The organism is Fontivita pretiosa, assembly GCF_050410795.1.
Classification (GTDB): domain Bacteria; phylum Planctomycetota; class Phycisphaerae; order Tepidisphaerales; family Tepidisphaeraceae; genus Fontivita; species Fontivita pretiosa.
Genome location: NZ_CP191258.1, coordinates 4,085,093 through 4,111,541, shown reverse-complemented (window position 1 = coordinate 4,111,541; position 26,449 = coordinate 4,085,093). Strand labels below are relative to the sequence as shown.

General features: G+C 63.6%; 15 protein-coding genes and 1 riboswitch. Of the genes, 5 read left to right on the top strand and 10 right to left on the bottom strand.

Annotated elements, in window-relative coordinates; genetic code table 11:
- Nucleotides 1-42 precede the first annotated feature (42 nt).
- Nucleotides 43-558 carry an RNA polymerase sigma factor gene (locus ACQS5P_RS16570; RefSeq protein WP_428937731.1) on the bottom strand — a complete coding sequence of 172 codons (516 nt, stop codon included), beginning with the start codon at nucleotides 556-558 and terminating at the stop codon, nucleotides 43-45.
- A 238-nt stretch (nucleotides 559-796) separates the two neighbouring features.
- Between ACQS5P_RS16570 and ACQS5P_RS16565 the strand changes: the two genes are divergently transcribed.
- Complete coding sequence (locus tag ACQS5P_RS16565) at nucleotides 797-1,048, top strand: hypothetical protein (protein WP_428937730.1); 252 nt, start codon at nucleotides 797-799, stop codon at nucleotides 1,046-1,048.
- 106 nt (nucleotides 1,049-1,154) lie between these two features.
- Nucleotides 1,155-1,916 (top strand): RluA family pseudouridine synthase, encoded by a 762-nt coding sequence (locus ACQS5P_RS16560; protein WP_428937729.1) that lies wholly within the window; start codon nucleotides 1,155-1,157, stop codon nucleotides 1,914-1,916.
- A 158-nt stretch (nucleotides 1,917-2,074) separates the two neighbouring features.
- On the opposite strand, the gene ACQS5P_RS16555 is transcribed toward ACQS5P_RS16560, so the two are convergent.
- The 7 genes from ACQS5P_RS16555 to ACQS5P_RS16525 form a co-directional block, all read right to left on the bottom strand.
- Complete coding sequence (locus tag ACQS5P_RS16555; protein ID WP_428937728.1) at nucleotides 2,075-5,779, bottom strand: chemotaxis protein CheB; 3,705 nt, start codon at nucleotides 5,777-5,779, stop codon at nucleotides 2,075-2,077.
- A 427-nt stretch (nucleotides 5,780-6,206) separates the two neighbouring features.
- On the bottom strand, nucleotides 6,207-7,544 hold the full coding sequence (locus ACQS5P_RS16550; protein WP_428937727.1) for a competence/damage-inducible protein A: 1,338 nt from the start codon (nucleotides 7,542-7,544) through the stop codon (nucleotides 6,207-6,209).
- Nucleotides 7,545-7,582: 38 nt separating this feature from the next.
- Complete coding sequence (locus ACQS5P_RS16545) at nucleotides 7,583-9,958, bottom strand: transglutaminase TgpA family protein (protein WP_428937726.1); 2,376 nt, start codon at nucleotides 9,956-9,958, stop codon at nucleotides 7,583-7,585.
- 165 nt (nucleotides 9,959-10,123) lie between these two features.
- Nucleotides 10,124-11,356: a DUF58 domain-containing protein gene (locus ACQS5P_RS16540; RefSeq protein WP_428937725.1), complete on the bottom strand. Its 1,233-nt coding sequence runs from the start codon at nucleotides 11,354-11,356 to the stop codon at nucleotides 10,124-10,126.
- Between the two features lie 96 nt (nucleotides 11,357-11,452).
- The gene (locus ACQS5P_RS16535) at nucleotides 11,453-12,397 is read right to left on the bottom strand and encodes an AAA family ATPase (RefSeq protein WP_428937724.1); all 945 of its coding nucleotides are present in this window, start codon (nucleotides 12,395-12,397) and stop codon (nucleotides 11,453-11,455) included.
- 216 nt (nucleotides 12,398-12,613) lie between these two features.
- The gene (locus tag ACQS5P_RS16530; RefSeq protein WP_428937723.1) at nucleotides 12,614-13,378 is read right to left on the bottom strand and encodes a prepilin-type N-terminal cleavage/methylation domain-containing protein; all 765 of its coding nucleotides are present in this window, start codon (nucleotides 13,376-13,378) and stop codon (nucleotides 12,614-12,616) included.
- Complete coding sequence (locus ACQS5P_RS16525; protein ID WP_428937722.1) at nucleotides 13,362-15,296, bottom strand: DUF4465 domain-containing protein; 1,935 nt, start codon at nucleotides 15,294-15,296, stop codon at nucleotides 13,362-13,364. Before ACQS5P_RS16525 ends, ACQS5P_RS16530 begins: the two co-directional genes overlap by 17 nt.
- Nucleotides 15,297-15,620: 324 nt before the next feature.
- Nucleotides 15,621-15,848: riboswitch (cobalamin riboswitch) on the bottom strand.
- Between the two features lie 161 nt (nucleotides 15,849-16,009).
- Here ACQS5P_RS16525 and ACQS5P_RS16520 point away from each other — a divergent pair.
- Nucleotides 16,010-16,858 carry an RraA family protein gene (locus ACQS5P_RS16520; protein ID WP_428937721.1) on the top strand — a complete coding sequence of 283 codons (849 nt, stop codon included), beginning with the start codon at nucleotides 16,010-16,012 and terminating at the stop codon, nucleotides 16,856-16,858.
- Nucleotides 16,859-16,915: 57 nt separating this feature from the next.
- Here ACQS5P_RS16520 and ACQS5P_RS16515 read toward each other — a convergent pair whose 3' ends face one another.
- A complete protein-coding gene (locus ACQS5P_RS16515) occupies nucleotides 16,916-20,116 on the bottom strand; it encodes a carbohydrate-binding protein (RefSeq protein ID WP_428941034.1) in 3,201 nt (1,066 codons plus the stop codon).
- Nucleotides 20,117-20,304: 188 nt separating this feature from the next.
- Nucleotides 20,305-22,215, bottom strand: coding sequence for an ELWxxDGT repeat protein (locus ACQS5P_RS16510; RefSeq protein WP_428937720.1), 1,911 nt, complete (start codon nucleotides 22,213-22,215; stop codon nucleotides 20,305-20,307).
- Between the two features lie 153 nt (nucleotides 22,216-22,368).
- On the opposite strand from ACQS5P_RS16510, the gene ACQS5P_RS16505 reads away from it, so the two are divergent.
- The gene (locus ACQS5P_RS16505; protein ID WP_428937719.1) at nucleotides 22,369-23,613 is read left to right on the top strand and encodes a carbohydrate kinase family protein; all 1,245 of its coding nucleotides are present in this window, start codon (nucleotides 22,369-22,371) and stop codon (nucleotides 23,611-23,613) included.
- Entirely contained in the window at nucleotides 23,610-26,372 is a 2,763-nt protein-coding gene (locus tag ACQS5P_RS16500) for an alpha-mannosidase (RefSeq protein WP_428937718.1), read from the top strand. The genes ACQS5P_RS16505 and ACQS5P_RS16500 overlap by 4 nt, the downstream gene beginning before the upstream one ends.
- The last annotated feature ends 77 nt before the right edge of the window (nucleotides 26,373-26,449 follow it).

The window sequence follows — 26,449 nt, the reverse complement described above, 5'->3', positions numbered from 1 at the left end:
TTAAACGTTTCATCGGTCGTTTCCCTGCGGTCATGGTTCGTGTCATTGCATCCACAGTTTGAGTCGTTGGCGCAGTTGCGCGTAGGCCCGCACAAGCAGCGATTCAACCGCCGACTCGCTCCAGCCGGTGGCCTGGGCGATCTGGGCATGGCTCATCTGCTCGAAGCGATGCAGCAGCAGTGCGATCCGCTGTCGCGGCGGCAGAGCGTCGATGGCGCGTTGGATCGCCTCGGCACGCTCGCGATCGAGCAACGGGGCGTCGGAGCCGGCCTGGGAGGCCGGTTGCACCTCGCCCGGGTCCGCGATCTCCGCCAGTCGCGGTCGGCGGGCCTGGTCCAGGCAAAGGTTGACAACGATCCGGTACAGCCAGGTCGAGAACGCGGCCGAGGGCGTGTAGGACCTGGCGGAGCGGTAAACGCGAAGGAAGGTCTCCTGAGCAAGGTCGTCGGCCAGGTCCCATCGCCCGGTGAGGCGATAGGCCAGGGCGCGCACGCGATGCTGGTGTCGGCGGACGAGGCTGCCCAGCGCGGCCATGTCGCCGCGCGCCAGATCGGCCATGAGATCGGCATCGGACCGATCAACGGTGTCGGCGGTGTCAGGGGGTTTGTGGATCCGCGTCACGGCGGTGCCCTGCCCGAGGCGATCATAGCCGGGTCGGGGCGGCAACGGGACACCTTTCTCCTCATTTTCTCCGCAGGCGATCGTCCGGCGGCACGTTCAACAGGTGTACACAGGCGCCTGAGATTCGCGTGCAGCGAATCGAGAGACAGCAACCGTAGACCAAAGGAGGTTTGACATGAGGAACCTGACAAAGTGGCTGGCGATTGCGACGCTTGGTCTGGCCATGTTGCCGCTGGATGCAATGGCGCAGTCGCGGATCCAGCAGAGGCAGCGCGCTCGTGACGGAACGTGCGATCGTGTCGGGCAGTGTGATCAGATCCGCCAGAGAAAGCGCGATGGAAGCTGCAATCCAGATTGCCCGTACGCTGGCCAGCAAGCCCAGCAGCAGCAACGCCAGCGGAGCCGCGACGGCAGCGGGCGAAGGTGATACAGCGTAATGTGCACAACGAACCGCCCTGGGGGTTGCCACAGCTTCCCCGCAGGGCGGTTCGGCAACATGTCTGACCGCCAGTCGCGCGGTACGATCAGCCGGCATGGCTGTGCCGAAGAGTCAGCGACTGCCGATCCTGTACGAAGATGCCGACCTGGTGGCGATCGACAAGCCGTCCGGTCTGGCGACGATTCCGGGGCGAGGCGAGACCGACAGCGTGCTGCAGCGCCTCTCGCGGCAACTGGGATTGCCGTATGTCGGAACCGATGACCCGAGGTTGAGGCTCGTGCATCGGCTGGACAAGGAGACCAGCGGCGTGCTGCTGCTGGCCAGGAACCTGCGCGCTCAGCGGCACCTGTCGCATCAGTTTCAGAACAACACGGCGACCAAGGAGTACCTGGCGCTGGTTGTGGGACATCCTTCCGGCGACGAGGGGCAAATCGACGCTCCGATCGGCCCGCATCCGTCGTCGCCCCAGCGTATGGCGGTGCGGCGACACGGTGGCCGGCCGGCGCGAACGCTGTGGCGAGTGGAACAGCGTTTCAAACACTTCACGCTGTTGCGGGTTTTTCCCAAAACCGGCAAAACCCACCAGATCCGGGTCCACCTGGGGCACATCGGCCTGCCGCTGGCGGTTGACCCGTTGTACAATCCCCAAGCCCCCCCGCTGCTGCTCAGCAGCATCAAGCGCGACTATCGCATCAAGCCCGGCGAGCCGGAACGCCCGCTGATCGATCGACTGACGCTGCATGCCGAGAAGCTGAGCGTGATTCACTCGAACGGCACGCCGCTGGCTCTGCTCGCACCGTTGCCCAGGGACTTTCGGGCGGTGTTGAACATGCTGGCCAAATACGACCGCGACTGAAGGCAGTGCCCAGGCGTGGCAGACAGCCACTCAGATTCCCGTGCCGGGCATCGCCGAGTTGTGCGGGCACAGCGACGTGAGCGGCTGGTGATGATCCGTCTGGCCGGCATGCAAGACGTGGCTCATGCGCGATGTATCTGCCCGCAGCGCGTGTCAGGTCAAGGCGGCGGCGAATCGCGTCGGGCCTGCTCGCCCGACAGACGTTCAATCGCGGCTTTGAGTTCCATCGCGTCCAGAGGCTTGGTGATGTGCTGGCTGAAGCCGGCCTCGAGGCTGTTGCGGATATCCTGCTCCGTGCCAAAGCCGCTGACCGCGATTCCGCGCAGCGCGTAGCGGCTGGACAGCTCCCGCATCAGTTCGCGTCCGTCGCCATCCGGCAGACTGATATCGCTGATCACCAGATCGAACATCTCGCGCCCGGCCAGCTCCAGGGCACTCTGTACGGTGGCGGCAATGCTGACCTGACACCCCATGAGGCGCAGGACGCGATCCATGAGGCGCGCGGTGTCGGCGTTATCCTCGATGAGCAGGATGCGCGTCCCGGACCTGGAGGCGGGTTGCACTGCGGCGGGTTGAACCGTGGGCTGCGGCAAGGCCGTACCAGGAGGAAGCAGGGGCAGTTCAACGGTGAACATCGCGCCCCTGCCTTTGCCTTCGCTTTGGACGCAGATGCTCCCGCCGTGCAGTTCCACCAGCGACTTGCTGATGGCCAGCCCCAGACCCATTCCGCCCGCGCGGCGAACAACTTCAAGATCGTCGCCCTGCATGAACGGCACGAACAGTCTGGGCAGCAGTTCCGGATCGATCCCCATGCCACTGTCACTGACCTGCACCACGATGCGCTGGTCAACGTTATGACTGCGCAACGAAATCCGTCCCTGGGCAGGCGTGAACTTGATCGCGTTGCCGAGCAGATTGCCGAAGATCTGATGCAGCCGCGCATCGTCGCCGAGGATCAGATCCCGCTGCGCCTCGAGTTTGGCCTCGAACTGGAGGCTTTTGCTCTGCAATTCGCCTGAGATCGACTCGGCGACCCGATTGAGAACGGTGTGGAGATGAGTCGGGACCATGGTGGCGTGGAGCTTACCGCTGACGGCGCGGCTGAGGTCCAGCAGATCGTCGATGAGGCGCGTCTCCAGGTCCAGGCTGCGCCGCAGCGTTTCCAGGTCCTCGCGCACCTCCTGCGGCAAGTCGGCGCGGGCTTCCAGCGAGCCAATCGCCAGGGACATCGGCGTCAGCGGCGTGCGCAGCTCATGGGAGAGGGCCGCCAGAAAGCGGTCCTTGGCGCGGTTGGCCCGCTCTGCCTGCTCCTTGGCCGCGCCCAGTTCCTGCTGCACCCGCTTGGTCTCGGTGATCTCGATGAACGTGATGACCACACCATCGATGCGGTTCTCAACGGTTCGATAAGGCAGTACCCGCCGAAGATAGTGCCGACCGCTGTCGCTGACGACTTCGCGCTCGACAGGCGTCAGCCGATCCAGCACCGCCGACACATCCGACAGAAGCGGAGGATCATTGAACTTGAGATTCATGTCCTTCAGTGGGCGTCCTGAATCCGAAGGCAGCAGGTCCACCAGATCCGCGATGGCCGGAGTGAAGCGGCGGATGCGATAGTTTGTGTCGAGAAAGATCACCGCAATGCTGGTGCTGCTCAGCAGGCTCGACAGATCGTTGCTGGTGCGTTCCAACTCCTCCATTTTGGCGTGAAGCTGTGCGTTGACGGTGCTCAGCTCTTCGTTGAGTGACTGCATCTCCTCCTTGCTGGTCTCCAGTTCCTCGTTGGCGGACTGGAGTTCTTCATTGACGCTGGTGATTTCCTCATTGGCAGCGCGAAGCTCCTCATTGCTGGACTGAAGCTCTTCGATGGTGCTTTGAAGTTCATCGCGCGTGCGCTGGAGCTCTTCCACAAGCTGCCGCTGCGACTCATACGCAGCCAGCGGCTCGCCAGCGGGGCGGGGCGGCGGCTCATCGCGCTGAAGAAAGCTGACCAGCAGGTGTCCCTGCGGGGCGCGCAGATCCAGCGGCTCGACAAGAACCTCAACGCGCTTCCGGCCCTGCTCGGTCTGGACAACCCCGTCGCGCGCGCTGCCGAAGCCGTTTCGCGAGATCGCCTCCTGAAGTGCGTTTCGAACCGCGCCGCGAATCTGCTCGCGCGACATCGCCAGCAGATCACGCGTCGGCTCCCCGATCGGATGGCTCAAAAAAGCGTCCGTTTCCCCGTGAAAGTAGAGCACGTGGAACTCGCGATCGACGACGACGGCCGGAGGCGCGTGACGATCCACCAGCGCCTGATGCACGAGCTGCGCCATCGACGCGCGCGGACGAGGTTCCAGCCGCTCAGCGTCGGCGCGGTGAAAAGGCGAGTACGGTGGGCAGAAGGACAGCATCTCATGCCTGGCTGGACCGATCCGGCGGAAGATGCGCCACTTCTTGTCGATCGGATGGAACAGGTCTTCGCTGCCGGCGATCGTCTCGCTGGTGCCCAATAACAGCACCCCGCCGGGGCGAAGCCCGAAATGCAGCAGCGCCAGCACCCGCCGCTGGATCTCCGGCTCGATATAAATCAGCAGATTTCGGCAACAGATGATGTCCAGCCACGAGAACGGAGGATCCTGAATCACATTGTGCGGCGCGAAGATGACCATCTCGCGCACGTTCTTCTTGATGCGATACAGCGAGCCCTCCTTCTCAAAGAAGCGCTCAAGTCGTTCGGGATGAATCTCGCTTTCGATGCCCCCGGGATACAAGCCGTTGCGCGCATGCAGCAGTGGGCGGTGAGCCGTGTCGGTAGCGAAAATCTTCACCCGCAGCGACTTGGCGGAATGCTCCAGCACTTCAGCCAGCAGTATCGCCAGCGTGTAGGACTCTTCCCCGCTGGAGCAGGCGGCGACCCAGCAGCGAATCTCGCCATCGTGCGGCTTTTCCGCCACCAGCGGTTCGAGCACCTTTTGCCGCAGGGTCTCCCACGCCGCGGGGTCGCGGAAAAACCCCGTGACGTGGATCATCAGGTCATCGGCCAGCGACATGGCCTCCACTGGAGTCCTGCGCAGCAGAGAAGCATATTCGCGAAGCGAAGCGATCTGATTCAAGCCCATGCGGCGTTGGATGCGTCGCAGAATGGTGGGTCGTTTATAGGGGCTGAAGTCGTGCTTGGTTCGAGTGCGCAGGATCGTGAGGATTTCGCCGAGCTGCTGTTCGAGCTGAGGCACTTCGAGTTGTTCACGGGCATCGCCTCGGGCGTAGGGATGCCGCGCGTACCGCAGCAGCAGCTCGGGCATCTCCGCCGGGCGCAGCACCTGATCCGCGAAGCCCGCGTTGATAAGACTTCGCGGCATGGAAGGTTGAAGCGCCGATTCGGGATCCTGGGCAATGCACAGCCCGCCGACCACCTTGATCGCCTGCGCTCCGGCCGTGCCGTTGGAGCCCATCCCGCTCATGATGATGCAGACGGCGCGCTCGCGCTGTTCTTCGGCCAGCGACCGGAAGAAGTCATCCACCGGTCGGGTTCGCCCGGCCTTCTCCACCGGCTCGCCCAGGTGAAGCATTCCGTCTTTGATGGTGAGCGTGCGTCCGGGGCGGATAACGTAGACCTGATTGGGCTTGACCGGCATGCGGTCTTCGACCTGAAACACGCTCAGCGGCGTCTTGCGCGCCAGGATGTCGGCCATCATGCTCACCTTGTCCGGAGGCAAGTGCTGCACGACGACGAACGCCATTCCACAATCGGCCGGCAGCGTGCTGAAAAACTCGCTGCATGCCTCCAGTCCGCCGGCCGAAGCGCCGATCCCGACGACGACGAACGGCAGGCGAGGCGGCTGCTCGGTGGACACCGGCTCGACAGTGCGGTCCGGTTCGCTGACCATGGGATCGCTCTGCCTGATCGGCCCGGATGAGTCATTTGCCTGCATCAGCCGCTCCCGCCCGTGCTGATCTGTTGCCCGATCATGAATCCGCCAGCCTAACTGACATCCAAGCATCCGCATACGCAGAAATTCGCAGGATAGATCGAATCGCTGTCTGGCTGCTGAAACGGGCAGGCGCGAGCCTATGTGAGACATGTGGCGCACGCGGCCTTGACGCAACGCATCGGGGATGCCGGCTCGCCGGGCAATTGCCCGGAATTTGCGGAATGGTCTTAGGACAGTGGCAACTCGTCAGCTCGATCAGATGACGCGGACGATCCCCCCGCACCTTCGTAAGTGGAGATTGAGACTGGCGCCGGTGCAGCGATCCACGTAAGAGGCGCGATGCCTGTGCCGTGTGGGCAGCCGGTGAGCGGACCGTTGCCGACTAGAACGGCATTTGCTTTCCGAGCAGGTGGTATCGCAGCATGGTCAGGGCCATTTTGGCGGCGCGGTCGCGGATCCACTGGCGGTCGCCGGGGAAGTTGAACGTGCGCGCCGTGGTGCCGGCATCGTGCGCCAGGGCGATGCAGACGGTGCCGACTGGCTTGGCGGGCGTGCCCCCGCCGGGGCCGGCAACCCCGCTGATCGCCAGCGCAACATTTGCCTTGGCCAGTCTCTTCGCGTTGTTGGCCATCGCGCTGACCACCGGCTCGCTCACCGCTCCGTACAGGTGGATGATCTCCAGCGACACCCCCAGCCGCTCGTACTTCATCTGATTCGAATAGGTGATGAACCCGACGTGGAAATACTCGCTGGCGCCCGGCACGTCGGTGATCATCTTGGCCAGCAATCCACCGGTGCACGATTCGGCCGTGGTCACGGCGAGCCTGCGCTCGGCAAGCATCCGCCCGACGACCTGCTCCAGGGTTTCGTCGTCTTCACCATAGATCAGATCTCCCAGAATCTCGCGGCAGGCGGCGACGGTGGCTTCCAGCTCCTGCTCGGCTTTCTCGCGGCTGGCGAACGCGGCGTTGATGCGAATGGTGACGACGCCTCCTGAGACGGTCGTGCCGACGCTGGGGTTGCGCCCGCGATCCATCAGCGCGCCGAGCTTCTCGGCCACGGCGCTTTCTCCCAGCCCGAACGTATGCAGCGAGCGCGACAGGATGCACGCCCCGCCCGTGGCCTGGCGTATGTGCGGCAGCACGTCGCGGGTGAACATCGCCATCATCTCTTTGGGCACGCCCGGCAGCACGAACACGCGGCAGGTGTGCTTTCGCGGCGAGTGTCCGGGCACGCTCAGGTCGAACGTGAGCGTCGCGTCGATCCCCGCCGCCGTCCCCATCGTGTTCTCGATCATCCTGGCGCCGGTGGGGATCATCGCCTGGATCCTGTTGCTCTGAGGCATGCTTCGCCCGCGAGCCTGGAAGTATTCCTCCAGTCGCTTGGCCCACAGCTCGTTGAGTTGCAGTTCCTGCCGCATGACCACCGCCAGCGCCTGGCGGGTCAGATCGTCGGGCGTCGGGCCGATGCCTCCGGTGATGATCAGGAAATCCGCGCGCTCGCCCGATTCATAAATCGCCTGCTCGATCGCCCGCTGATTGTCCCCCACCGTGACATGCGCCGAGACCGGACATCCGACGGCGGCGAGTTGTCGGCTGATCCACGCCGAATTGGTGTCCACGTTCTGGCCCAGAATCAATTCGTCGCCCACGGAGAGGATAATCGCGTTCATTGTCCGGTCGCTGGTGCTGATCAGTGTGCTGAGATGTTCGCAGGTCATCGAGTGTGCGTGAGGTTAACCGCGAACGCGGCGAGGCATCAACTGTGCGGCCATTGCCCGTGTCCCGAGGTTGCCCATGGCGAAAGCGAAGCCTCGACCTGAAGGATGACGTTGTGAAGGTGGCGTCGTTGCGAAGGGGTCAGTTCGGCGCGTCCGTAGCGGACACGGTAGTAGACCTCGGTCAGCCGCCGGACCGCGTCAAACGTCTGCGTCGGCAGGTACGTCAGCGAATCGCTGAATTCCAGTGGCGTGTAGTGCGGCGGGCGGACGATGCGATGCCGCTCCAGCAGACGAATCAGGTCATCATAGAATCCCAGTTGCCTGGCGAGCTTGAGCTGTTCCGTGGCCGGCAGCAGGTCCAGCCCGATGCGTCGTGCCCGTCGCCTCAGCCGCCACTTCTCCCACACAAAGTAGACGACCGAACCGAACAGCGCCATCAGCATCAGCACGATCAGCCCGCCAATCAGATTGGAGGAGATGTTGTACCGCTGGGCATTGAGCTTCTGGAGCAGTGCCTGGAACCAGTCGCGCGTCTGGTTGACCGCCTGGCTGCCGTGCGCGGCGGTGTCGGTCAGCTTGCGATCCACCGTCTGGATAAGGTTGTTGCGGCTCTCGCGGTCGTAGGCGACCACCGAATTGGCCCAGGTGTATTCCAGAAAGTTGAACAGCGATCGAACGCGATGCCACAGCCCTTCGTCCCTCGCCGCCACCGCCTCGCGGCCGCTGGTCGGATCAAACGTCAGCCACTCGCCGTTGAGCGTGAGAACTTCGACCCAGGCATGGGCGTGGGACTGGCGAACGACGTAGTAGCCTCCCAGCGGGTTGTACTCATCGCACTTGAATCCGACGACAACGCGGGCATCCATTCCCAGGCTCTGGCACATCAGCGCCATGGCCCCGGCGAAGTACTCGCAATGGCCGCGCTTCAGGTCGTACAGGAACGCGACCAGCGGATCCTGCCCCTCGATCCGTCGGGCATCGGTCAGGTCCAGCGTGTAGGAGAAGTTATTGCGGAGATAGTCCTGAATGTTGCGTGCGATGGCGGCATCCAGTGCCGTGACCCGCCTGTGCTTGGGTCGCCGCGCCGCCAGCGGGCCCTGCTCGTCGGCGCCGCTGACCTCCGGGCGACGCGCAAACTGTTCGATTCTCGGATCGATGCGCGAGCGGGCGATCTCCGGGCCGTCGGACACGGCGCCGTCGTCGCCGTCACCGACCAGCCCGAAATAGCGGATGTCCAGGCTCGAGAGATCGCGTGTGAGCCGGTCGCGCGAAACAACCTCGTAGCGGATCGTCTGGATCAGCGGCTCGACCGACTGAATCACCTCGTCGCTGCGTGAGTAGCGGAACCGCCCGCCGTCGCCAGACTTGAACCGCGTGATCCCGCCGATGGCAAAGAGCACGTTTGTGCCGGTCGGCTCCAGTGTGATCTGCTGATGGATCTCGTCGTCTCCGCTACCGGGGTTGAGCGTCTGCCAATCGTCCGGGCGATAGTCCGAGGTGCTGGCTTCGGGCACGACGCGGGTCCACTGATATGGCGTGCCGCTTCGCCGGTCGAACTGGCCGTCGCGTTCATCCGCGGCGTCTCCGCTGTAGCGATTGAGCGTCAGCCCACGGAGCATGAGCGGTCCTGGCGAGCGGAAGGGTTTGCCGTTCCTGCTGAGCTTGACGTAGGCGACGATCTGGGTGTTCTGTGTGATTCGTGCCACGTTCTGGAAATTGACCGACTCGCTGAAGCCGGTCAGTGTCTGGCTCGGTTTCCACTGAAGCGGTCCGAGCAGTCCGGCGCCAGTCCCGCGCGGGAAGAACAGGAACGTCACCACCGCAGTGGTCACCGCGAACATGGAGACCAGACCCGTCAGTCGCCGCATCGAACGCGACAGGTACCGCTGATCCTGTCGAAGCGTGGCGGGGTTGAGTTTTTCCTCCGGCACGCCGATCGCCTGGCGGGCGTGGTCCGTCTCCACCTTCAGGTGAAACAGCAGGCAGCAGTACAGCGAAAGGAACAGGTAGACGATCAGCATGATGCCGAAGATGAGGCTGGCGGTGCTGATGGAAGCTGCGACCATCAGCAGCAGACTCAGGACCAGCAGTTGTGCGTAATCGCGGTTGGCCCGCTGTTCGTAGAGCTTGACGATCTGGAGCAGGACCAGGAACTGTCCGATGGTGAGGATTGGCGTGGCCCCGCCGCGACGAACCGCCACCGCCAGCACCAGCAGCCCCACCACGGTCACGAGGTTGGCCATCAGCCGCGGCATCGGCGCGAAGCGACCGGTGCGGATGAGCCACGCATTGGCCAGGATCGCCCCCACCGACAGAATCCACACCCCCGCCGACTGCGACGCCAGCGCAAAGCCGCTGATTCCCAGCAGAAGCAGGGCATACAGGGCCGGTTTGAACTGGCGAATGTCGTACATAACGATCACGGATGAAAAATCAGGGCCGAACCACAAAGGCACAAAGGCACACAGGCACGGAGCGGGGCCGCGGTCTGGCCCGTTCGCGCCTCCGCGCCTTCGGGGCGGCGTGCCTTGCTCTTCATCGTTGCACCTTCAGCCTTCATCCTCCTGCGTTCATCCTTCCTATTCCACCTGCTGATCGGCGGGCATGCAGCGGGTGAAGTCCACCGTTTTTTCAAACTTGAACCATCGCTGACTCATCGGACCGTCGGGACTGAGCACCACCAGCCCGCCGCGCACGCTCTCGCCAAGCGTCAGGTTCACGTTCTGCCTGCTGACCAGCACGGCGGTGGTTCCCGACTTCAGATGCCTGAAGCTCTGATCGATCAGCGCGCGCTGAGGATGCGTCGTGTTCAGCGGCAGCCGCGCCAGCACCGTCAGCAGATCCCGACGATGCCGCTTGCCCCGATTCGGCGGAATATGAACCCAGCCGCCGGACCAGACCAGCAGCCCCACCGGCAGCCCCTGCTCCAGCGCTTCGCTGGCCAGCGAGGCGGCGATGGCGATGGCTCGCTCGACGTCGGCGTGTGCCTGGCGCGTCCGCTGCGCCGGGTCGATCCAGGTATCCACCATGAGCAGGATGCGCGGCGGGGAGACATGTGTCATTTCCCTGGAGACCAGTGTTCCCGTTCGCGCGCTGCGCCGCCAGTAGATCCAGCGCGGGTTTTCTCCGGCGCGATACTCCTTGACTCCATAGAACTCATCGGTGCCTCCGGGTCGCGGACGCACGATCGCCCCGCTGGTTTCGGCCGAGCGGCACATCTGGATCACCTTCGGATCCACGCGCCCGATCGCCGGGTAGACCAGCAGCGAGTCCTTGTGCCCCCGCTCCATGGCGCGCTTGATGAAGCCGAAGGGGAAGCTGGTGATGATCTGGTGGCGGTCGAGCTGATGCAGCCCCCGCCGCTTGGGGATCACCTCCGCCGGGACGATCGCCGTCATCTGCGCCGCCGCGTGCAGCATGTACGCCTGCGGCTGCTTCACGAACGCCTCGGCGCCGTCCAGCTCCGCCACCGTCACCGACAGGCTCGGCCAGAAACGCTTGCGGTTGGTGATGTGGTAGCTGATGGTCATCGGCTGGCCGACGACCGCGTGCTCGGGCAGCACCCGTGATACCGTGAGCTTGCGCAGCACCATCCGGCTGATCACGCCGCTGACCAGCAGGATCCCGATCATCAGCCCGAACACGCCGAACAGCAGGTTGGCCTGGCTGTTGATCGCCGCCAGACCCATGAACATCATCATCGAGCAATAGACCAGCCCGGTGACGGAAAAATCCAGCGACGGCTTTTTCCGCACGAGCGTCCTGGTGGAGCTGAGGCGAGGATGATCCAGAGCGTGAGCCAAGGCCTGCATCGTTGACCGCACCTGTGTCACGGACGTCTGGCCCGTTCGCAAACCGCTGAGCACGATCGGCCCGCCCGTGACACGACCGAGTATCGTCTGACTTCGTCAGCGCGGCGCGGGAACCTGATCCAGAACCGACTGAAGGATTCGCGCCGTCGTGTTGGCGTCTCCGTTGCTCAGATACGTCTTGCTGACCACCCGGTGGGCGCAGACCGGAATGAAAAGCTGTTTGACATCATCCGGCGTGACGTAATCCCGCCCGTGAAGCACTGCCGACGCCTGCGCCGCCTGCGTCAGCGCCAATGCGCCGCGCGGAGAGACGCCCAGGTGCAACTGCTCGTCGTGGCGAGTCGCATCCACAAGGTCCAGAATGTAATCGACGATGGCGGTGTCGATTCTGGTGTTGGGCACCAGATCCTGAAGCTGGATGATCTCTGCGGCGGAGGTCACGGGCTGGAGGTTCTCCAGCGCCGTTCGTCCGGGCTGAGTCGTCAGAATCCTGTACTCGCTGTTTCGCTCCGGGTACCCCAGCCCGATCTTCAGCAGGAATCGATCGAGCTGGTTCTCGGGCAGATAGTAAGTTCCCTCGAATTCAAACGGGTTCTGCGTCGCCACGACCATGAACGGGCGCTCCAGCCGGCGAGTCTCATTCTCGATGCTCACCTGCTCCTCGCTCATCGCCTCCAGCAATGCCGACTGCGTGCGCGGAGTCGTGCGGTTGATCTCGTCGGCCAGCACGATGTTGGCGAAAATCGGCCCGGGCTTGAACTCGAACCGCTGTGTCAGGCTGTTGTAGACCGACACGCCCAGCACGTCACCGGGCAACAGGTCTGGCGTGAGCTGGATTCGGCTGAACTTGCAGTCGATGCTGCGTGCCAGCGATTTGGCCAGGACGGTCTTGCCCACGCCTGGCACGTCCTCGATCAGCACGTGCCCCCGCGCCAGCAACCCGATCAGCAACAGATCGACCGAGCGACTGTGCCCCAGGAAGACCGTTGCGATGTTCTGGCGCAGCCGCTGGATCGTTTCAATGGCGTTCGCGTTCGCCACAAACCACCTTCACTCAGCGTCATCAAGACGTCTTTCAGGAGTTTTCGGGACTTTCCGCGCCCGGCAGCCCTGACGTCAGGCCGCTGGCGGCGTACGCGCGCAACTCAACACGGGCGCGTCGCTTACCATGGCACAGGACAGGTTTCCCACGCCCTGCCGGCGTGCGCCCGACGCCTAAGGCAGGTGATTCTATCGCGCGTCGATCCCGTCGGCGAGTCAGTGGCGATCAAACAGGCGGTTGTCCTTCGGACCAAAATACCCCAGATGATGCGACGCGTTGACGGCGCCGTAGATGTTTCTTGGCCAGGTCCATTCCATCGCGTGCAGGCTCACATGTCCGTCCAGCCAGGCGACATTCGCCCGCCCGCGATGACGGAAGTGAATCGACGGAGAAGGCACCTGGGCTGGATCCCCCGCCACCGGCGGCTCCAGGAAGGAATATTCGATCAGCGCCGGCGAAGCCATCGCCGCATCCGCGAAGGCGATCGTTTCCGTCGGCCGGCGAACCATCGCCAGCCTGGCCGGACGATTGATCGCCTCGCTGGCCCAGCCTTCGTCGGCGATGCTGCTGCCCAGGTAATGATTGTTGTATCCGTATCCGCCGGCCGAACGCTCGAAGGCGTTTTTCCCCGACGTGAACTCGAAGCTTGGACACGCCTTGATCGCAGGCGTCTGAAGGTACTTGCGCAGTGGCGATTCAGCGAAGTCGAACGGCTGGCTGAGGCTCTTTCGCGTGCCGTGCCAGCGGTGGAGGTTGCTGGTCACGAAATCGAAATGTGCCGGAGGCAAAAAGCCGGCGTTGTCGCCGGCATAGAGCATGGCCGCCAGGTGAAGCTGGCGGAGGTTGCTGGCGCAGGCCGCGGCGTTGGCGGCCTGACGTGCCCGGCCCAGCGCAGGCAGGAGCATCGCCATCAGCACCGTGACAATGCCGATCACGACCAGCAACTCCACCAAGGTCAGTCCATTACGACTGGCTCGCATGCCGATCCTCTCGCGCACGCCCTCGACCCACACACCACACCACAACGCCGATCATCGCCCAGGTCGTCGGCTCCGGAACGTACACCAGGTTGTCCAGCGCAAAGTACGTAGGCGTGTTGATCCCGAACGGGCCCACATCCGACGAGGCCACCGAAAACTCCAGCGTTTTGACGCTCGAACCCAGCCCGGTCAGATCGACCCATCGCCAGTCGCTCACAACGTAATCGTCGGCGTTGTCCGCGAAGCGATAGTCGGCCAGATAGAACTCGATGCTGCCCGTGATCGCGCTGGAGGCGTCGCGACCGATGATGGTGAGCTTGTACCAGTCAGGATGTCCCTGATTTCCCGCTCCGGGCTGACTGGGGTCATCGCCGAACTGCCGCACAATGCCGAAGCCGTCGTTGCCGTCGCGAATCGCCAGATACGTGTAGGTCGTGTTGGTCACGAACAAGCCGCTTACGCTGGTGGGGAATGGAAGTGTCACCGTGGGCGGCAGGCCCACGTCGAATCCCACCGCGTAGACTCCCGCCCCGCCCACGCCGCTTCCAGTGATGGCGGCGTACTGGTTGGTGAACCCCGGCGTGGTCGTATTGTTCACATTCGAGTAGGCAAAGCCGATCCAGCTCTGAAACTGCGTGTTGTAATTGTTCCAGAAGTGCGCGCCGCCGGAAGTGAAGCCGCCGGCAAGATCCGAACCGTTGTAGAACGAGTTGGCAGGCAGGGCCTTATCGGAAAAATCGACGGTGACGACATCGGCCGTTGCAGTGCCACGGGCAAGCAGCAGAGCCATCGCCAGCGCCGCGGCGAGCGCAGCGGCGCGCCGCCGCGCCAACAGAGCCAGGGAACCAAGCCACGATACCGAGGACGGCTCGGGCACGGACAACTGCGACAGACTCGGCGGCGATGCGCTATCCGAGGACCAGTTTTCTGCCAGGATCGCCAGATCGGCGGCGTTGACCGCTCCGTTCAGGTCGAAATCTCCGTCGGCAAAACCACGTGAAAGCCCCGACTGCCCCCAGTGGCTGGCCAGGACATACAGGTCGCGTGCGTCCACGCGCCCGTCAAGCGTTGCGTCTCCGCCGAGCCACGCGCTGATCACGCCAATCGCCTCCAGATCAAAGCCCCCGGAACCAAACGTGGGCCAGGCGTCGTAGATCGGCCTGCCGGAGGCGTCAGGGAACGAGCCGTCGCCGGGGATGTCGATCAGACGAACTTCTCGCACGCCGTTAAGGTTGACAAGCCCCGAGACAACCAGCGGATCGCTGGCCAGATCCGCAAGATCAAACGGCGTGCCCCAGGACTGGCTGTAGGCGTTGACGTGTTTTCCCGCCAGGTTGTGCACGTCGGTGGGATCGATGCTGCCGTAAGGACCAACTGCGGCGGGTGTCAGCGACGTGCTGGCGAAGCGCGCAAAATGCACCCCGTCGCTGGAGACCTCCACATGGGCCAGCTCGGCAAAGGTGAAGTTGTCGCTGCCGAGGGAGTTTTCGAAGATGGCAAAATCCGGCCCGGGCGCGTTGCGGATGCCGCTGGCGAAGGACAGTGTGATCTGCCCGGCGGCAGTGCCGGCGGCTATCTGCGAGCTGTTCAGCTCGCCGAGCGAAACGACATCGAAGTTGTCGCCGCTGACCGGACCCAGAGCGCGCCGCGGATCGCGCCACATCGCATCGACGCCCGGCGCCGGCAGGTACGCAACCACCGACGTAGCCCAGCCGACGAACGCGGGATTGACCACGTTCGGCGATTCAGAAACTCCATCTCCCAGTGGTCCGGTGAAACCGGGAATCGCCGGGTCTGGGGCGCCTGGAGTCAGGTTGGAAAGTCCTGAAGAATAGGGTCCGGCAAACGCCGCTGAGGACGCCGTGATCAGCATGGTCGCCGCCGCCGTGCGCCTGGCCCCGCCAGCGGTGCGGCTCAACCTGTTCGCGCAGCGGCGTCGCGGGTGATTCGTGTCGTGTGTCCGCGGCGTTCGCCCATCCCGTGCATTGTGGCTTCGTACACGCATTTCGCTCCGTCCCTTCTGGCCGATCGCGGGCCAAAAAAGAACCAACCCTCGGCCTCGCGCGCTTGCGGGAAGCAGAATCCCGCAAGCAGGCCAGGCCGAGGGTTGCCGAGCGAAGCGTCAAAACGCAGGCTTGTGCAGATCCGTTCGCCTGCGAGCAGCTTGCCTGTCCCACCGGCCGTCCCGATGCGCGAGGACGAATCCGATCGACGTGCCCTTCCGCAACGCCCGTTGCGTCGCGGCGGCACAAGCCCGCAGGCCGGTCTTCTGGCTTAGGACACCCACCCGGATAAGGCCTTCCCATCCCATCTCATCAAAGGACAGTGGCCAGTGAACAACTGATCCGAGCGAGCACAAACGTCCATCACAGCGGCGCGTCCGCGTCGGAATTGGAGCATTCATCAACCTGCTCCGCACCGACTTCCCTGGTCAAGGCGGTCCGGTTCGACCCGATCGCCTCGACTGGCTCTCGCCGCCCGTGGGCTGAGGCACAAGCTAGCACCTTTTGTGCTCAATGCAAGTCCATCTTACAGATTCAATGGATGCTGCGCCTGGCGGGCGCAGTGAAGCTTTGCGGCGTGAGGTCGGGATGTTAACGTAGCGTCTGCTTCGAATATGCAACTCGGGCAATGACTCAATCCGCTCGCCAGGAACAGGAGGCCAAGCTTGTGAGCACAGCCGCCGATCACCCCTCGTCCGCTTCTGCGAATCCTGCCTCAAGCGGCGACGCAGCCCGCCAGCAGCCGCGCCGACTCGACATCACCGACCTGGAGCGCATCGCGCGGTTTCGTCGCGCCGGCTACGGCGGAAATGTTTCGGATACGCTCAATGCTCTGGGCGTGCGCGACACCGTCTTCTCCGAACGCTTCCGCCCGCTGCGACAGGGCATGCAACTGGTTGGCCGGGCGCTGCCGGTCAAGCTTCACTCGCTGGTGGAGCCGGTCCCGCCCGAATTGCAGCGAGCCATGGAGCAGAAGTGGCAGGCTGAAGGCGGACATCCGCAAAAACGGATGATGCGCGCCATCGAGGACTCGCCCGACGGAACCGTGCTGTGCTTCGACTGCGGCGGAGACATGCAGCCGGCTCATTTCGGCGAAATGAGCTGCCAGCTCGCCTACGCCCACGGCTGCCGCGGCATGCTGCTGGCAGGCAACTGCCGTGACACCCAATACATCCTGAAAATGCCCGACTTTCCCATCTTCTGCTTCGGGACTCGCCCCAATGCCTTCGGCGGGTGGATCATCACCGACATCAACGTGCCGATCTACCTGCCCGGGCATCTGACTCATTACGTCCGCGTGATGCCCGGCGATTTCATTTTCGGCGACAACGACGGAGTTCAGCTTATCCCCAAAGATCTGGTCGATGAGGTGCTGCTGCGCGTCGAGGCGCTGTTCGAGCACGAAAACAGCGAGCGCGCACAGATCGCCGCGGGAATGTCGGTGGATGAGGTCTACCGCAAATTCGGCGTGCTGTGAGCAATGCCTCCAGTGCGTCCACTCGGGCTGGCGCTGGTCACAGCAGGCCGTCGCTGCTCACAGCAAGTAGCCTTCCAGGATCGCAGCCGACTCCTCGGGTTGCGGAACGCGCATGCGCCACGGCAGCCGGATTGTCTGGGCTGGCGCCGGCAGCATGCCCTGCCAGCGGCTCGACAGGATCAGCAGATCGCGCACATCGACACGACCGTCATAGCTGAAATCACCCTGGCTGAAGGTCCTTGGCGACTGCTGCCAGTTCATCGTGAGAATGTCCAGGTCGAGCTGATTGACCGCCCGGTCGCGATTCGCGTCGCCGCCGAGCACGAAGAAATCCAACAGTGCGTCAGCGGCCATGGGGTTGCCGGCGGCATCTCGCACGGCGGCGGCGGCCAGTCGGGCGCGATAGTTGCCATCGGGCAGAGGCGTGGGAAGCGTGAACGTCGCGGTATTCGTCGCCGCGTTGTAGCTGTAGCTGGTGGCGCCGTATGCTCCCCCGCTGCCGCCAGGCTCGCTGACCAGTAGCGTCGCGATCGACAGGCTCGCCGAGACATCTTCGCTGAAAGTGAAGCTGACGCGGATCGGCGACGTCTCGTACCAGAACTGCCCGGCCGTCACCACCGGCGCAGTGGTATCCGCAATCACGTCCAGACGCATCTCGTCGATATTGGCCAGATCCTGCCCGGTGGATTCCAGGCGGATGATGTTCGTCGATCCGGCATTCAGATTCAGAGTGAGGGTCTGGAGCTGCCAGGTGCTCCATCCGCCGGTCGGGTTGAAGGTGATCGGCTGCGAAACCCCGTTGACGCTCAGCATCCCGCTGCGGCTGGAGCTGCTGCCCAGGGCGTAGCGGAAGCGCACCGTAGCCAGACCCCCAAGCCCGCCATTGACGTTGTTGAACTGGAGGAATCCGCCGCTGGCGGGGAAATTGACATATCCTGAGCCGTTGAAGTTGCCGTTGGTGGTCTCCGAGACGGTGCCGCCACCAAAGGATGCCGATTCGGCCTGAAGCGTGGACTGAAGCCCCGAAGGCACGCTGGCGGCGGCCTGATTGGAGTCGGGACTTTCCAGCATTGATGCTCCGATTGCATTGACGACGTAATAGTACGTCTGTCCCGGAGCGACGGCGGCGTCGATGTAGCTGGTATCCGTAATGCCGGTGGCGATCGTGGTGTAAGGCCCGCCACTGCTTGTGCCGCGCTTCACGCGATACGCGGTTGCCCCGTCGCTGGCCTGCCAGACAAGGCTGACCATGCGCGTCCCGGCAAAACCTGCGGTCGCATTCAGCCCCGCGGGCGGAGCAGGCGCCGTCAGGCCGCTTTGCGCCAGGTAGATATTGGGAGTCGGCGGCGATGCCATCCCGTCGCCTATGAAAAAGCCGGGATGCGGCGGCTGGTTGTACGCCACATTCTGCCACGCGATCGCCACCCGGTACTGCGGGTCGTGCATCAGTGTGTACATGCGGCTGGTGGCGGGGATCGTGGTCGTGTAGATCCGCAGATGAGAGTTGTCGCTGGCGCGCCAGATGACCTCCTCGCGCCAGTCGCCCAGAATGTCGCCGCTCAGGCAGGGCGTGGACTTGGTGCCGTTGTTGGAAGAGGCCCCGCTGGCGGTCAGGAGTCTGGCGTCGCTGCCGGCGGGGTTGTATTTGTCGATCCGATTGCTGTCCAGCAGCTCGCGGACCGGATCGGCATCCCACCAGACCAGGAAGTTGACCGACGACGGCTGGTCGCCCACGATCGCCCCGGCGCTGTCATACGCCCCACCCGGGATGCCCCCCCCGGCCACCCAGAACTCAGCGCCGGGGTTGCCCGCCCAGATGTCGCCCGCCACTCCCCTGCCCGGGCCTTCCGTGCTGGTTGAGCTTTGCTCCAGCGTGAAAATCGGCGCGCCGGTGGCGCCGTCGCGCAGGCTGGCGCCGATGTTGGGATATCCCGGCTCATGAATGTCGAAGACCTCCAGCCCCGCACGCCACGGAACGAAATCGCTCACGTGCAGCGCATCGCCATGGCCCCAGCGCGTGGTGTGCAGCCCCGTGCCATCGTCGTCGATCGCCGCGGCGCCGTAAATGATCTCGTCCTTGCCGTCCAGATCGACGTCGGCCACCGAAAGGTTGTGATTGCCCTGCCCGGCGTAGCCGCTGTTGCCGGGGGTGTTGCTGTCGAACAGCCAGCGCAGCGTGAGCTGGCCGTTTCGATAGTCCCAGGCGGCGAGCGTGGCGCGCGTGTAGTAGCCGCGGCACATCACCAGGCTTGGCCGCTGGCCGTCGAGATATGCCACCGCCGCCAGAAAGCGATCCACGCGATTGCCGTAGCTGTCGCCCCAGGAGCTGACCGAGCCTCGCGGCACGATGTAATTCGTGGTCGCCATCGCTGCGCCGGTGGCGCCGTTGAAGACCGTGAGGTACTCCGGACCGGACAGAATGTAGCCGGAGCTGTTACGGTAGTCGGCGTTGGGGTCGTCGCCGGGCAGGATGACCGGATTGCCCCGCCCATCGATCGTGCCCGGAGCGGTTTTCATGGCGACTTCGGCCAGTCCGTCGCCATCGAGATCGTAAACCATGAATTGCGTGTAATGCGCCCCGGCGCGGATGTTGATCCCCAGGTCGATCCGCCACAATCGCGTGCCATTGAGCTTGTAGGCGTCGATATACACGTTTCCGGTGTACCCGGCCTGCGAGTTGTCCTTGGCGTTGGATGGATCCCACTTCAGGACGATCTCGTACTCGCCGTCGCCGTCCAGATCGCCGACGCTGGCGTCGTTGGCGTTGTAGGTGTAGTTCACGCCGTCGGGAGTCATGCCGCCGGGCGGAACTTCCAGCGGAACCGACAAGTACTGATTGGCCGGCGCGTTGGCCGGCAGAGTGAAAGTCTCACTGGCGGGCTGTTCAACGCCAGCGATCACCGGGCGCACAAAGTAAGCGTGCGACTGGCTGTAGTTCTGGGCGGTGTGAACAAAGTCGGTGGTGGCCGTCAGCGGTGTGGCGCCATTCAGCTTCACTGGCGCCGCGCCATTGATCGAGCAGTAAAGATTGAACCCGATATCCGGCGGGTCGGTTCCCAGCATCCGCCAGCCGACGTAAATGCTGCCGGTGGCGTTGGTGCTTTGGCGGATGGCAACCAGGCCGCGATTGAGGTACTCCATCTGCCGTGGCGAAGACAGCGGCGAGGGAACGCTGCCCGGGCCGCGGGCAACCGGCCAAGGCAGTTGCGGAATCGCGGCAGCCAACAGTCTGCGCCTCTCCAGCGGTTCGATGAACATCGCTGCCACGACGGGGATTCTCCTCTGCCACAGGCCGCGCCACTGGGACGAGTACAATTACCATCCGCATTATGTCTCATTTCATGGGAGTTTCAACGATTTTCTGCAAATTGATGGTGCCGCCGGCTGGCCCCGTTTGATGAGGGTGAGAAGACTCGACCACAGCCTCGGTTCCGCCCCGCTTCGCGTTAAAGCACCAGCTCGGCCAGGCCATCCACACGTGTGGGCCGCTGCACCGCCTTGACAGGTGCCGGCGCCGGCAGCGCCGTCTGCCAGCGGCCGGCCAGGATCAGCAGGTCCCGGGCATCGACCCGGGTGTCATAGTTGAAGTCGCCCTGGCTGAATGTGCGCGGCGACTGCTGCCAGTTCTGCGTCAGCACATCCAGATCAAGCTGATTGACCACCCGATCACGATTGGCGTCGCCAGCGAGGATGAAGAAATCGAAGTTGAACTGCGACGTCGATGTGTGGCCCGCATGGTCGGCAACAGACCCCGATGGCACGGTCGCGCGATAGTTGCCGTCGGGAAAGAGTCCGGCAAAGCCGAACGTCGCGACCCGCGTACGTGGATCGAACACCACCGACACAGGCGTGTAGCCTGCTCCCCCGCCGACTGGCTGCACGAGCAGGTCGCCGGGCGAAAGCGACGCCGCAACGTCCTCGCTGAATCTCACGTTCAACCGATGAGCCATCTCGACATCCGCCTTGCCCGATACCGCTCGCGGCGGAATCTCGTCGGGCAGCTTCCATAGTTGGTAGTGTGGAACGAGACTTCCCGCGGCGAAATACAGATCACCACTCACCACCGCAAGCTGGCTCGGTGAAGATCCGCCTGTTCCCGGAGAGATGTCGGCGACCAGCTTTGTGCCGGCGACGGTCCCATCGGTTTGATACAGCTCAGTTCCATAGCTGACGCTCAGGTCGTCGGCGCTGAAGTACATCAGCCCGTCCTGATACGTGAAGTATCCGATGAACGGGCTGCTGTTGCCGGGGCAGATCTCGCCGAGCATGTATGTCCCTGCCGACGTGCCATCGCTGCGCCAGACCTCGCGCCCGTGCGTGCCGTTGTTGGCGGTGAGAATCGCGACTCCATCCAGATCGCCATACACCAGCGGGTTGGACGATGCCGTGCCCGCACGGATGTTTTTCACCATCACCGTCCCGCCGGGCGTCCCGTCGCTCTTCCACAGCTCCGCGCCGGCGCTGGCGGTGGTTGCGTTAAAAAAGAGCGTGCCCGCGACGTCGGTGATCGTGCTCGGGTAGGAATCAGCGATGCCAGCATTGATGTCCTTGAGCATCACCGTCGCGGCGTCGGTTCCGTCGCTCTGCCACAGCTCATAGCCGTGAACGCCATTGTTGGCGGTCAGATACAGCTTGCCGTTGGCCTGCGACAGATACAGCAGGCCGCTGCGTTCGCCGGGGTAGATGTCCTTCACCCGCCAGGTGCCCGCTTCCGTGCCGTCGCTGCGCCACAGCTCGATGCCGCTGCCTCCATCAGTCGCGCCGAAATACAGGATCCCGTTCAGACTCGTCAGGGAGTAGTTCAGGAACGAACTGCCGGCGGGGTTGATGTCGGCGACCAGCGTCGTCCCTTCAGCCGTGCCGTTCGATTGCCAAAGTTCCACACCATGCACACCATCGTCGGCAGCGAAGAACAGCCGCCCGTCCAGATCGATGAGCCCGCCGACCGTTCCACCGCTGGTGAGCGGATCGACGTCCTTGACCATCACGGTGCCCGACTCGCTGCCGTCGGTCTTCCACAGTGCTACGCCGTTGACTCCATCGTCGGCCGTAAAGAACAGCGATCCGCCGCTCTTGACGAGATTGCCCGGCGACGAGCTGGCTGCGCCTGGGGCGATGTTCTTCAGCAGCGAAGTGCCCTGGGCGGTTCCGTCGCTCTTCCACAGCTCAAACCCGCTGGCGCCGTCGTCGGCGACGAAATAAACTTCGCCGTCAAACGCGGTGATCTGGCTGATCTGATAAGGGTTGTATCCCGCATCTGGCGGCAACGGATCCCAGACGAACTGCGGCGCCGCCGCAAGCAGCCGCCGACATTCCAGCGCCTCCACAGCGGTCCGGTGCATCGAAAGCTTGGGCATGGTGGAACCTCACACCAAGCTAACCGTCCGCGGCGCCATTTTAAAGAAAAACAATGGCGAGCCTGGAAGAGCGATTTAGCCTCTGTCGCAGGAGTCAGTTCAAAGGTCGGATAAATCCTTTAATGCGTTCGGCGAGATGATTAAGATGGCGGGATGCAGACCCCGTCGGATCGTGAAATGGCAGCGGCGGCCAAAGCGTTCGACGTCATGGTCGCCGGACATCTGTGTCTGGATATCATCCCCACCTTCCCTGAGAACACAGCTCGCCAGATCGAGCAGATCTTCCGCCCGGGCAAACTGGTCAACGTCGGCCCGGCGACGCTCTCAACTGGCGGGCCGGTCTCCAACACCGGACTGAATCTCAAGACTCTGGGCAACAGAGTTCGCTTCTGCGCGCGCTGTGGAGAAGACGAGCTGGGGCAGATCACCCTGGGGATCCTGCGACGAAGCGGCAACGCCGACGGCATTCAGATCGCGCGCGGAATGGCAAGCTCCTACACGCTGGTGATCGCCCCACCGGGAATCGACCGCATCTTCCTTCACAATCCCGGAACCAACAACAGCTTCGGACCGGAAGACCTCAATCCGGCCCTGATCGGCGAGTGCCGGCATTTTCATTTCGGCTATCCGCCGCTGATGAGGCGGATGTATGAATCCGCCGGCCAGGAGCTTCAGCAGGTCCTGCGAATCGCCAAAGATGCAGGCGCCACGACTTCGCTGGACATGAGCCTGCCGGATCCGTCCTCGCCCTCGGGGCAGGTGAACTGGCGCGCGATCCTGCAGAAGGTACTGCCGTACGTTGACCTGTTTCTGCCCTCGATCGAAGAAACACTGTTCTTCCTGCGACCCGATGAGTTCCTCAAGATGAAGGCACAACATCAGGGGGCCGAGCTGATCGACTTCATCTCAGCGGCGCAGTACTCGAGCCTGGCCGACGAGTGCCTGGCCATGGGCGCGAAAGTGGTGGCGCTGAAGTCGGGACACCGCGGGTTCTACGTCAAGACCGCTTCGCAGCAGAAGATCAGCACGCTCAGGCAAAGCAGCCCCCTTGATGCAGCCAACTGGGCGAATCGTGAGCTGTGGGCGGCGGCGTTCGTGGTGGACCGTCTCGGCAGCGCCACCGGCTCGGGCGATTCAGCCATCGCCGGATTCCTCACGGCATTTCTGCGCGGCTTGAACCTGGAAAGGGCCTTGCGCTGCGCCACGTGCCTGGGCCTTCAAAACCTTCGCGTCATGGATGCCGTCAGCGGCGCAAAGTCCTGGGAAGAAACCTCGCAGATGATGGATCAGCCGCTGCCATTGATCGACCCGCATCTGAGCGGCAGCGGCTGGAAATGGAACGAACACCACCAGCTCTGGGCCGGCCCTGCCGACCCGCTCGATGGAACCACACGATGAGCACCACTGAAAAACAACGAATTCAGGTTCCGGTAATCTCCTCGACGCATTACGACCGGGAGTGGCGGTTTTCGCTTCAGCAGACGCGTGCCAGCCTGGTGGACCTGATGGACCACCTGCTGCACATTCTGCGGACCCAGCCAGACTTCCGCTGCTATCACATGGACAGCCAGAGTGTGATCCTGGAAGACTACCTGTCGCTGCGTCCGGAAAAGGCGGAGGAAATCCGCCAGCACATTCAACAGGGTCGGTTGCTGGCCGGTCCGTGGTACTCGCTGCCGGACATGAATCTGGTGGGCGGCGAGGCGATCGTGCGGAATCTGCTGACCGGGCACGCCCTGGTCAGCCAGTTCGGACCGGTGATGAAGGTGGGATACACCCCGACGGGCTTCGGGCAGATCTCGCAATTGCCGCAGATCTATCGCGGATTCGGCATCGACACGGCGCTGTTTTACCGTGGGCCGGACCGCAGCCGCCTGGACAAGGAATTCGTCTGGGAGACGCCCGACGGTTCGTGGGTGGTCGCCTACATCTTCACGCCCGAGTTCGGGCGGATGCCGCTGTATCACTGCGTGACGCGGCGCGTGCTGTACGGACAGGCATTCTACGAGCGCGTGAGGCAATGGGATGATCGGGAAAACCCCTTCCGCCTGCACGACGAGCGGACGCGCTGGGACCTGTACTACCAGGGCAACCCGTATGAGCAGTTCCTGACCGACGCCCTGGCGGCCGAGACCCGGCGGATGATCGACACGGAACTGAAGCGTTCGGCGCTGAACACGTTTCTGTGTCTGGATGGAACTGACTCCACCGAGCCACAACCACAGACTCCGCGGATTCTCCAGGCGATGAATCAGGTCTGCGACACGCACGAGTTTGTGCACACCGACCTGTATGCCTTCGCCACGGTCCTGCGCGACGCGGCGCCCAGGCTCAAGCGCTACCGCGGCGAGATGCGCTCATCGGCCAAGGACGGGGTCCAGGTCAATCTCTTCGGCGACACGGTTTCGACCCGGACGGACCTGAAGATCCTCAACGCCCAGGCCGAGAATCGCCTGATCGGCTGGGCCGAGCCGTTTGCCACCTTTGCCTGGCTTCAGGGCGCTGAGTATCCGGTGCGTTTTCTGGATGAAGCCTGGCGGCATCTGCTCAACAACCAGTCTCACGACTGCATCGCCGGCTGCGGACAGGACATCGTTCACCAGGACATGGTCTACTACTTCCGTCAGGTGATGGAGATCGCCGACGAGATCACCCGACGGGCGCTGTTTCATCTGGCGATGCGACTGGACACGCAGGGGCTTGGCCAGCGCGACGTTCTGCTGCTGGTGTACAACCCGCGACCCTATGCGCAGTCGGCGACGATTGAGATGCGAGTCGATCTGCCCAGCGCCTGGGCCGCCAGGGGGCTTGGCGTGCTGGATCTGCAAGGCAAGCCCGCCGCCATCCAGGTCGATCGCGCCGCACCCGGGCGAAAGGTGCTGATCCATCGGCCCAAGGACGCTCCCGGGCAATACCTGATGGACAGTTGGTGGATTCGGTTGCTGGCGACGGACGTGCCGGCTTTCGGGTGGAAGTGCTACCGCGCCGAGCCAACGCCCCAGGAGGATCTCAGCCTGCGGCCGGCGCCGACGAATCAGCCCCGGATCGAAAATGAATTCCTGCTGCTGGAGCTCAGAGAGGATGGGCTGCTGGACCTGACCGACAAGCGGACCGGCTGCGTGTATCGGGGGCTGCATCTGTTCGAGGATCGAGGAGAAGTCGGCGACGCCTATTTCAGCGTCGTGCCACAGAACGACCGAATCGTTCAAGCGCCGGCCGGACAGTATCAGGTTCACGTCGAGCGCGGCCCGGTCAGCTCGTATATTCAACTGGCCCTGTCCATGCAGATCCCCGAAACCACGGAAAAGTCCGGGCGCAGTGAGCAAACGGTGCAGGTTCCGATTCGGGTCACGGCAAGGCTGGACAGGGGCAGCCCCTTCGTCGAGTTCCGAACGGAGCTGGATAATCGGGCCAAAGACCACAAACTGCGGGTGGTATTCCCGTCGGGTGTGCACACTCAGGTCAGCATCGCGGACATGCCCTTTGATCTGATCGAGCGCCCAACACGCGCGCCCGATACGCAGGGGTGGTATGAAAGAGGGTATTCAACCTATCCGATGCGGCACTTCTGCGCCGTGGCCGACGAAAAGCGCGGTCTGGCGGCGCTGGTTCGTGGGCTGCCAGAATACGAGGTGCTGCCCGACCGCGACAACGCCATCGCCCTGACGCTCCTGCGCACGACGCGGGTGATGATCCCCAAGATCAAGGCGGTCGATCCGATGCAGGACGGAACGCAGCAACTGGGGCCACAGGTCTTCGAGTATGCAGTGATGCCGTTCGGCGGAGCCGGGCAGATCCCGCAGGTGCGAGCTCGCGCGTTTGACTATGCCCTGCCGATGCGCAGTGCCCAGCTCGGCCGGCAGAGTGGCCATCTGCCCCTTGAGTCCTCGTTCCTGTCCGTCTCCGCGCCTTTCGAAGTCAGCGCTGTGAAGCGATCCCAGAACGGCGAGAGCGTGGTCGTGCGGCTGTGGAACACTTCGCTTGAGCAGGCCAGCGGGGTGCTGCGAACCGGCTTCGATGTCGATCAGGCGTGGCTGACCAATCTGGCCGAAGAGCGCTGCGAGCCGATCGATGTGACCAGCCGCCGGCAGATCAGGCTGACGGCGCGGCCCAGGCAGATTCTCACGCTCGAGCTGGCCAGTCGGCGCAGTGATTGAGCAGCCGCATTCGCTGCTGAGAAGAGCTGCGCCGAGCCAGTGCGCAAACGATCAGCCATACCATAGACTTACAGATC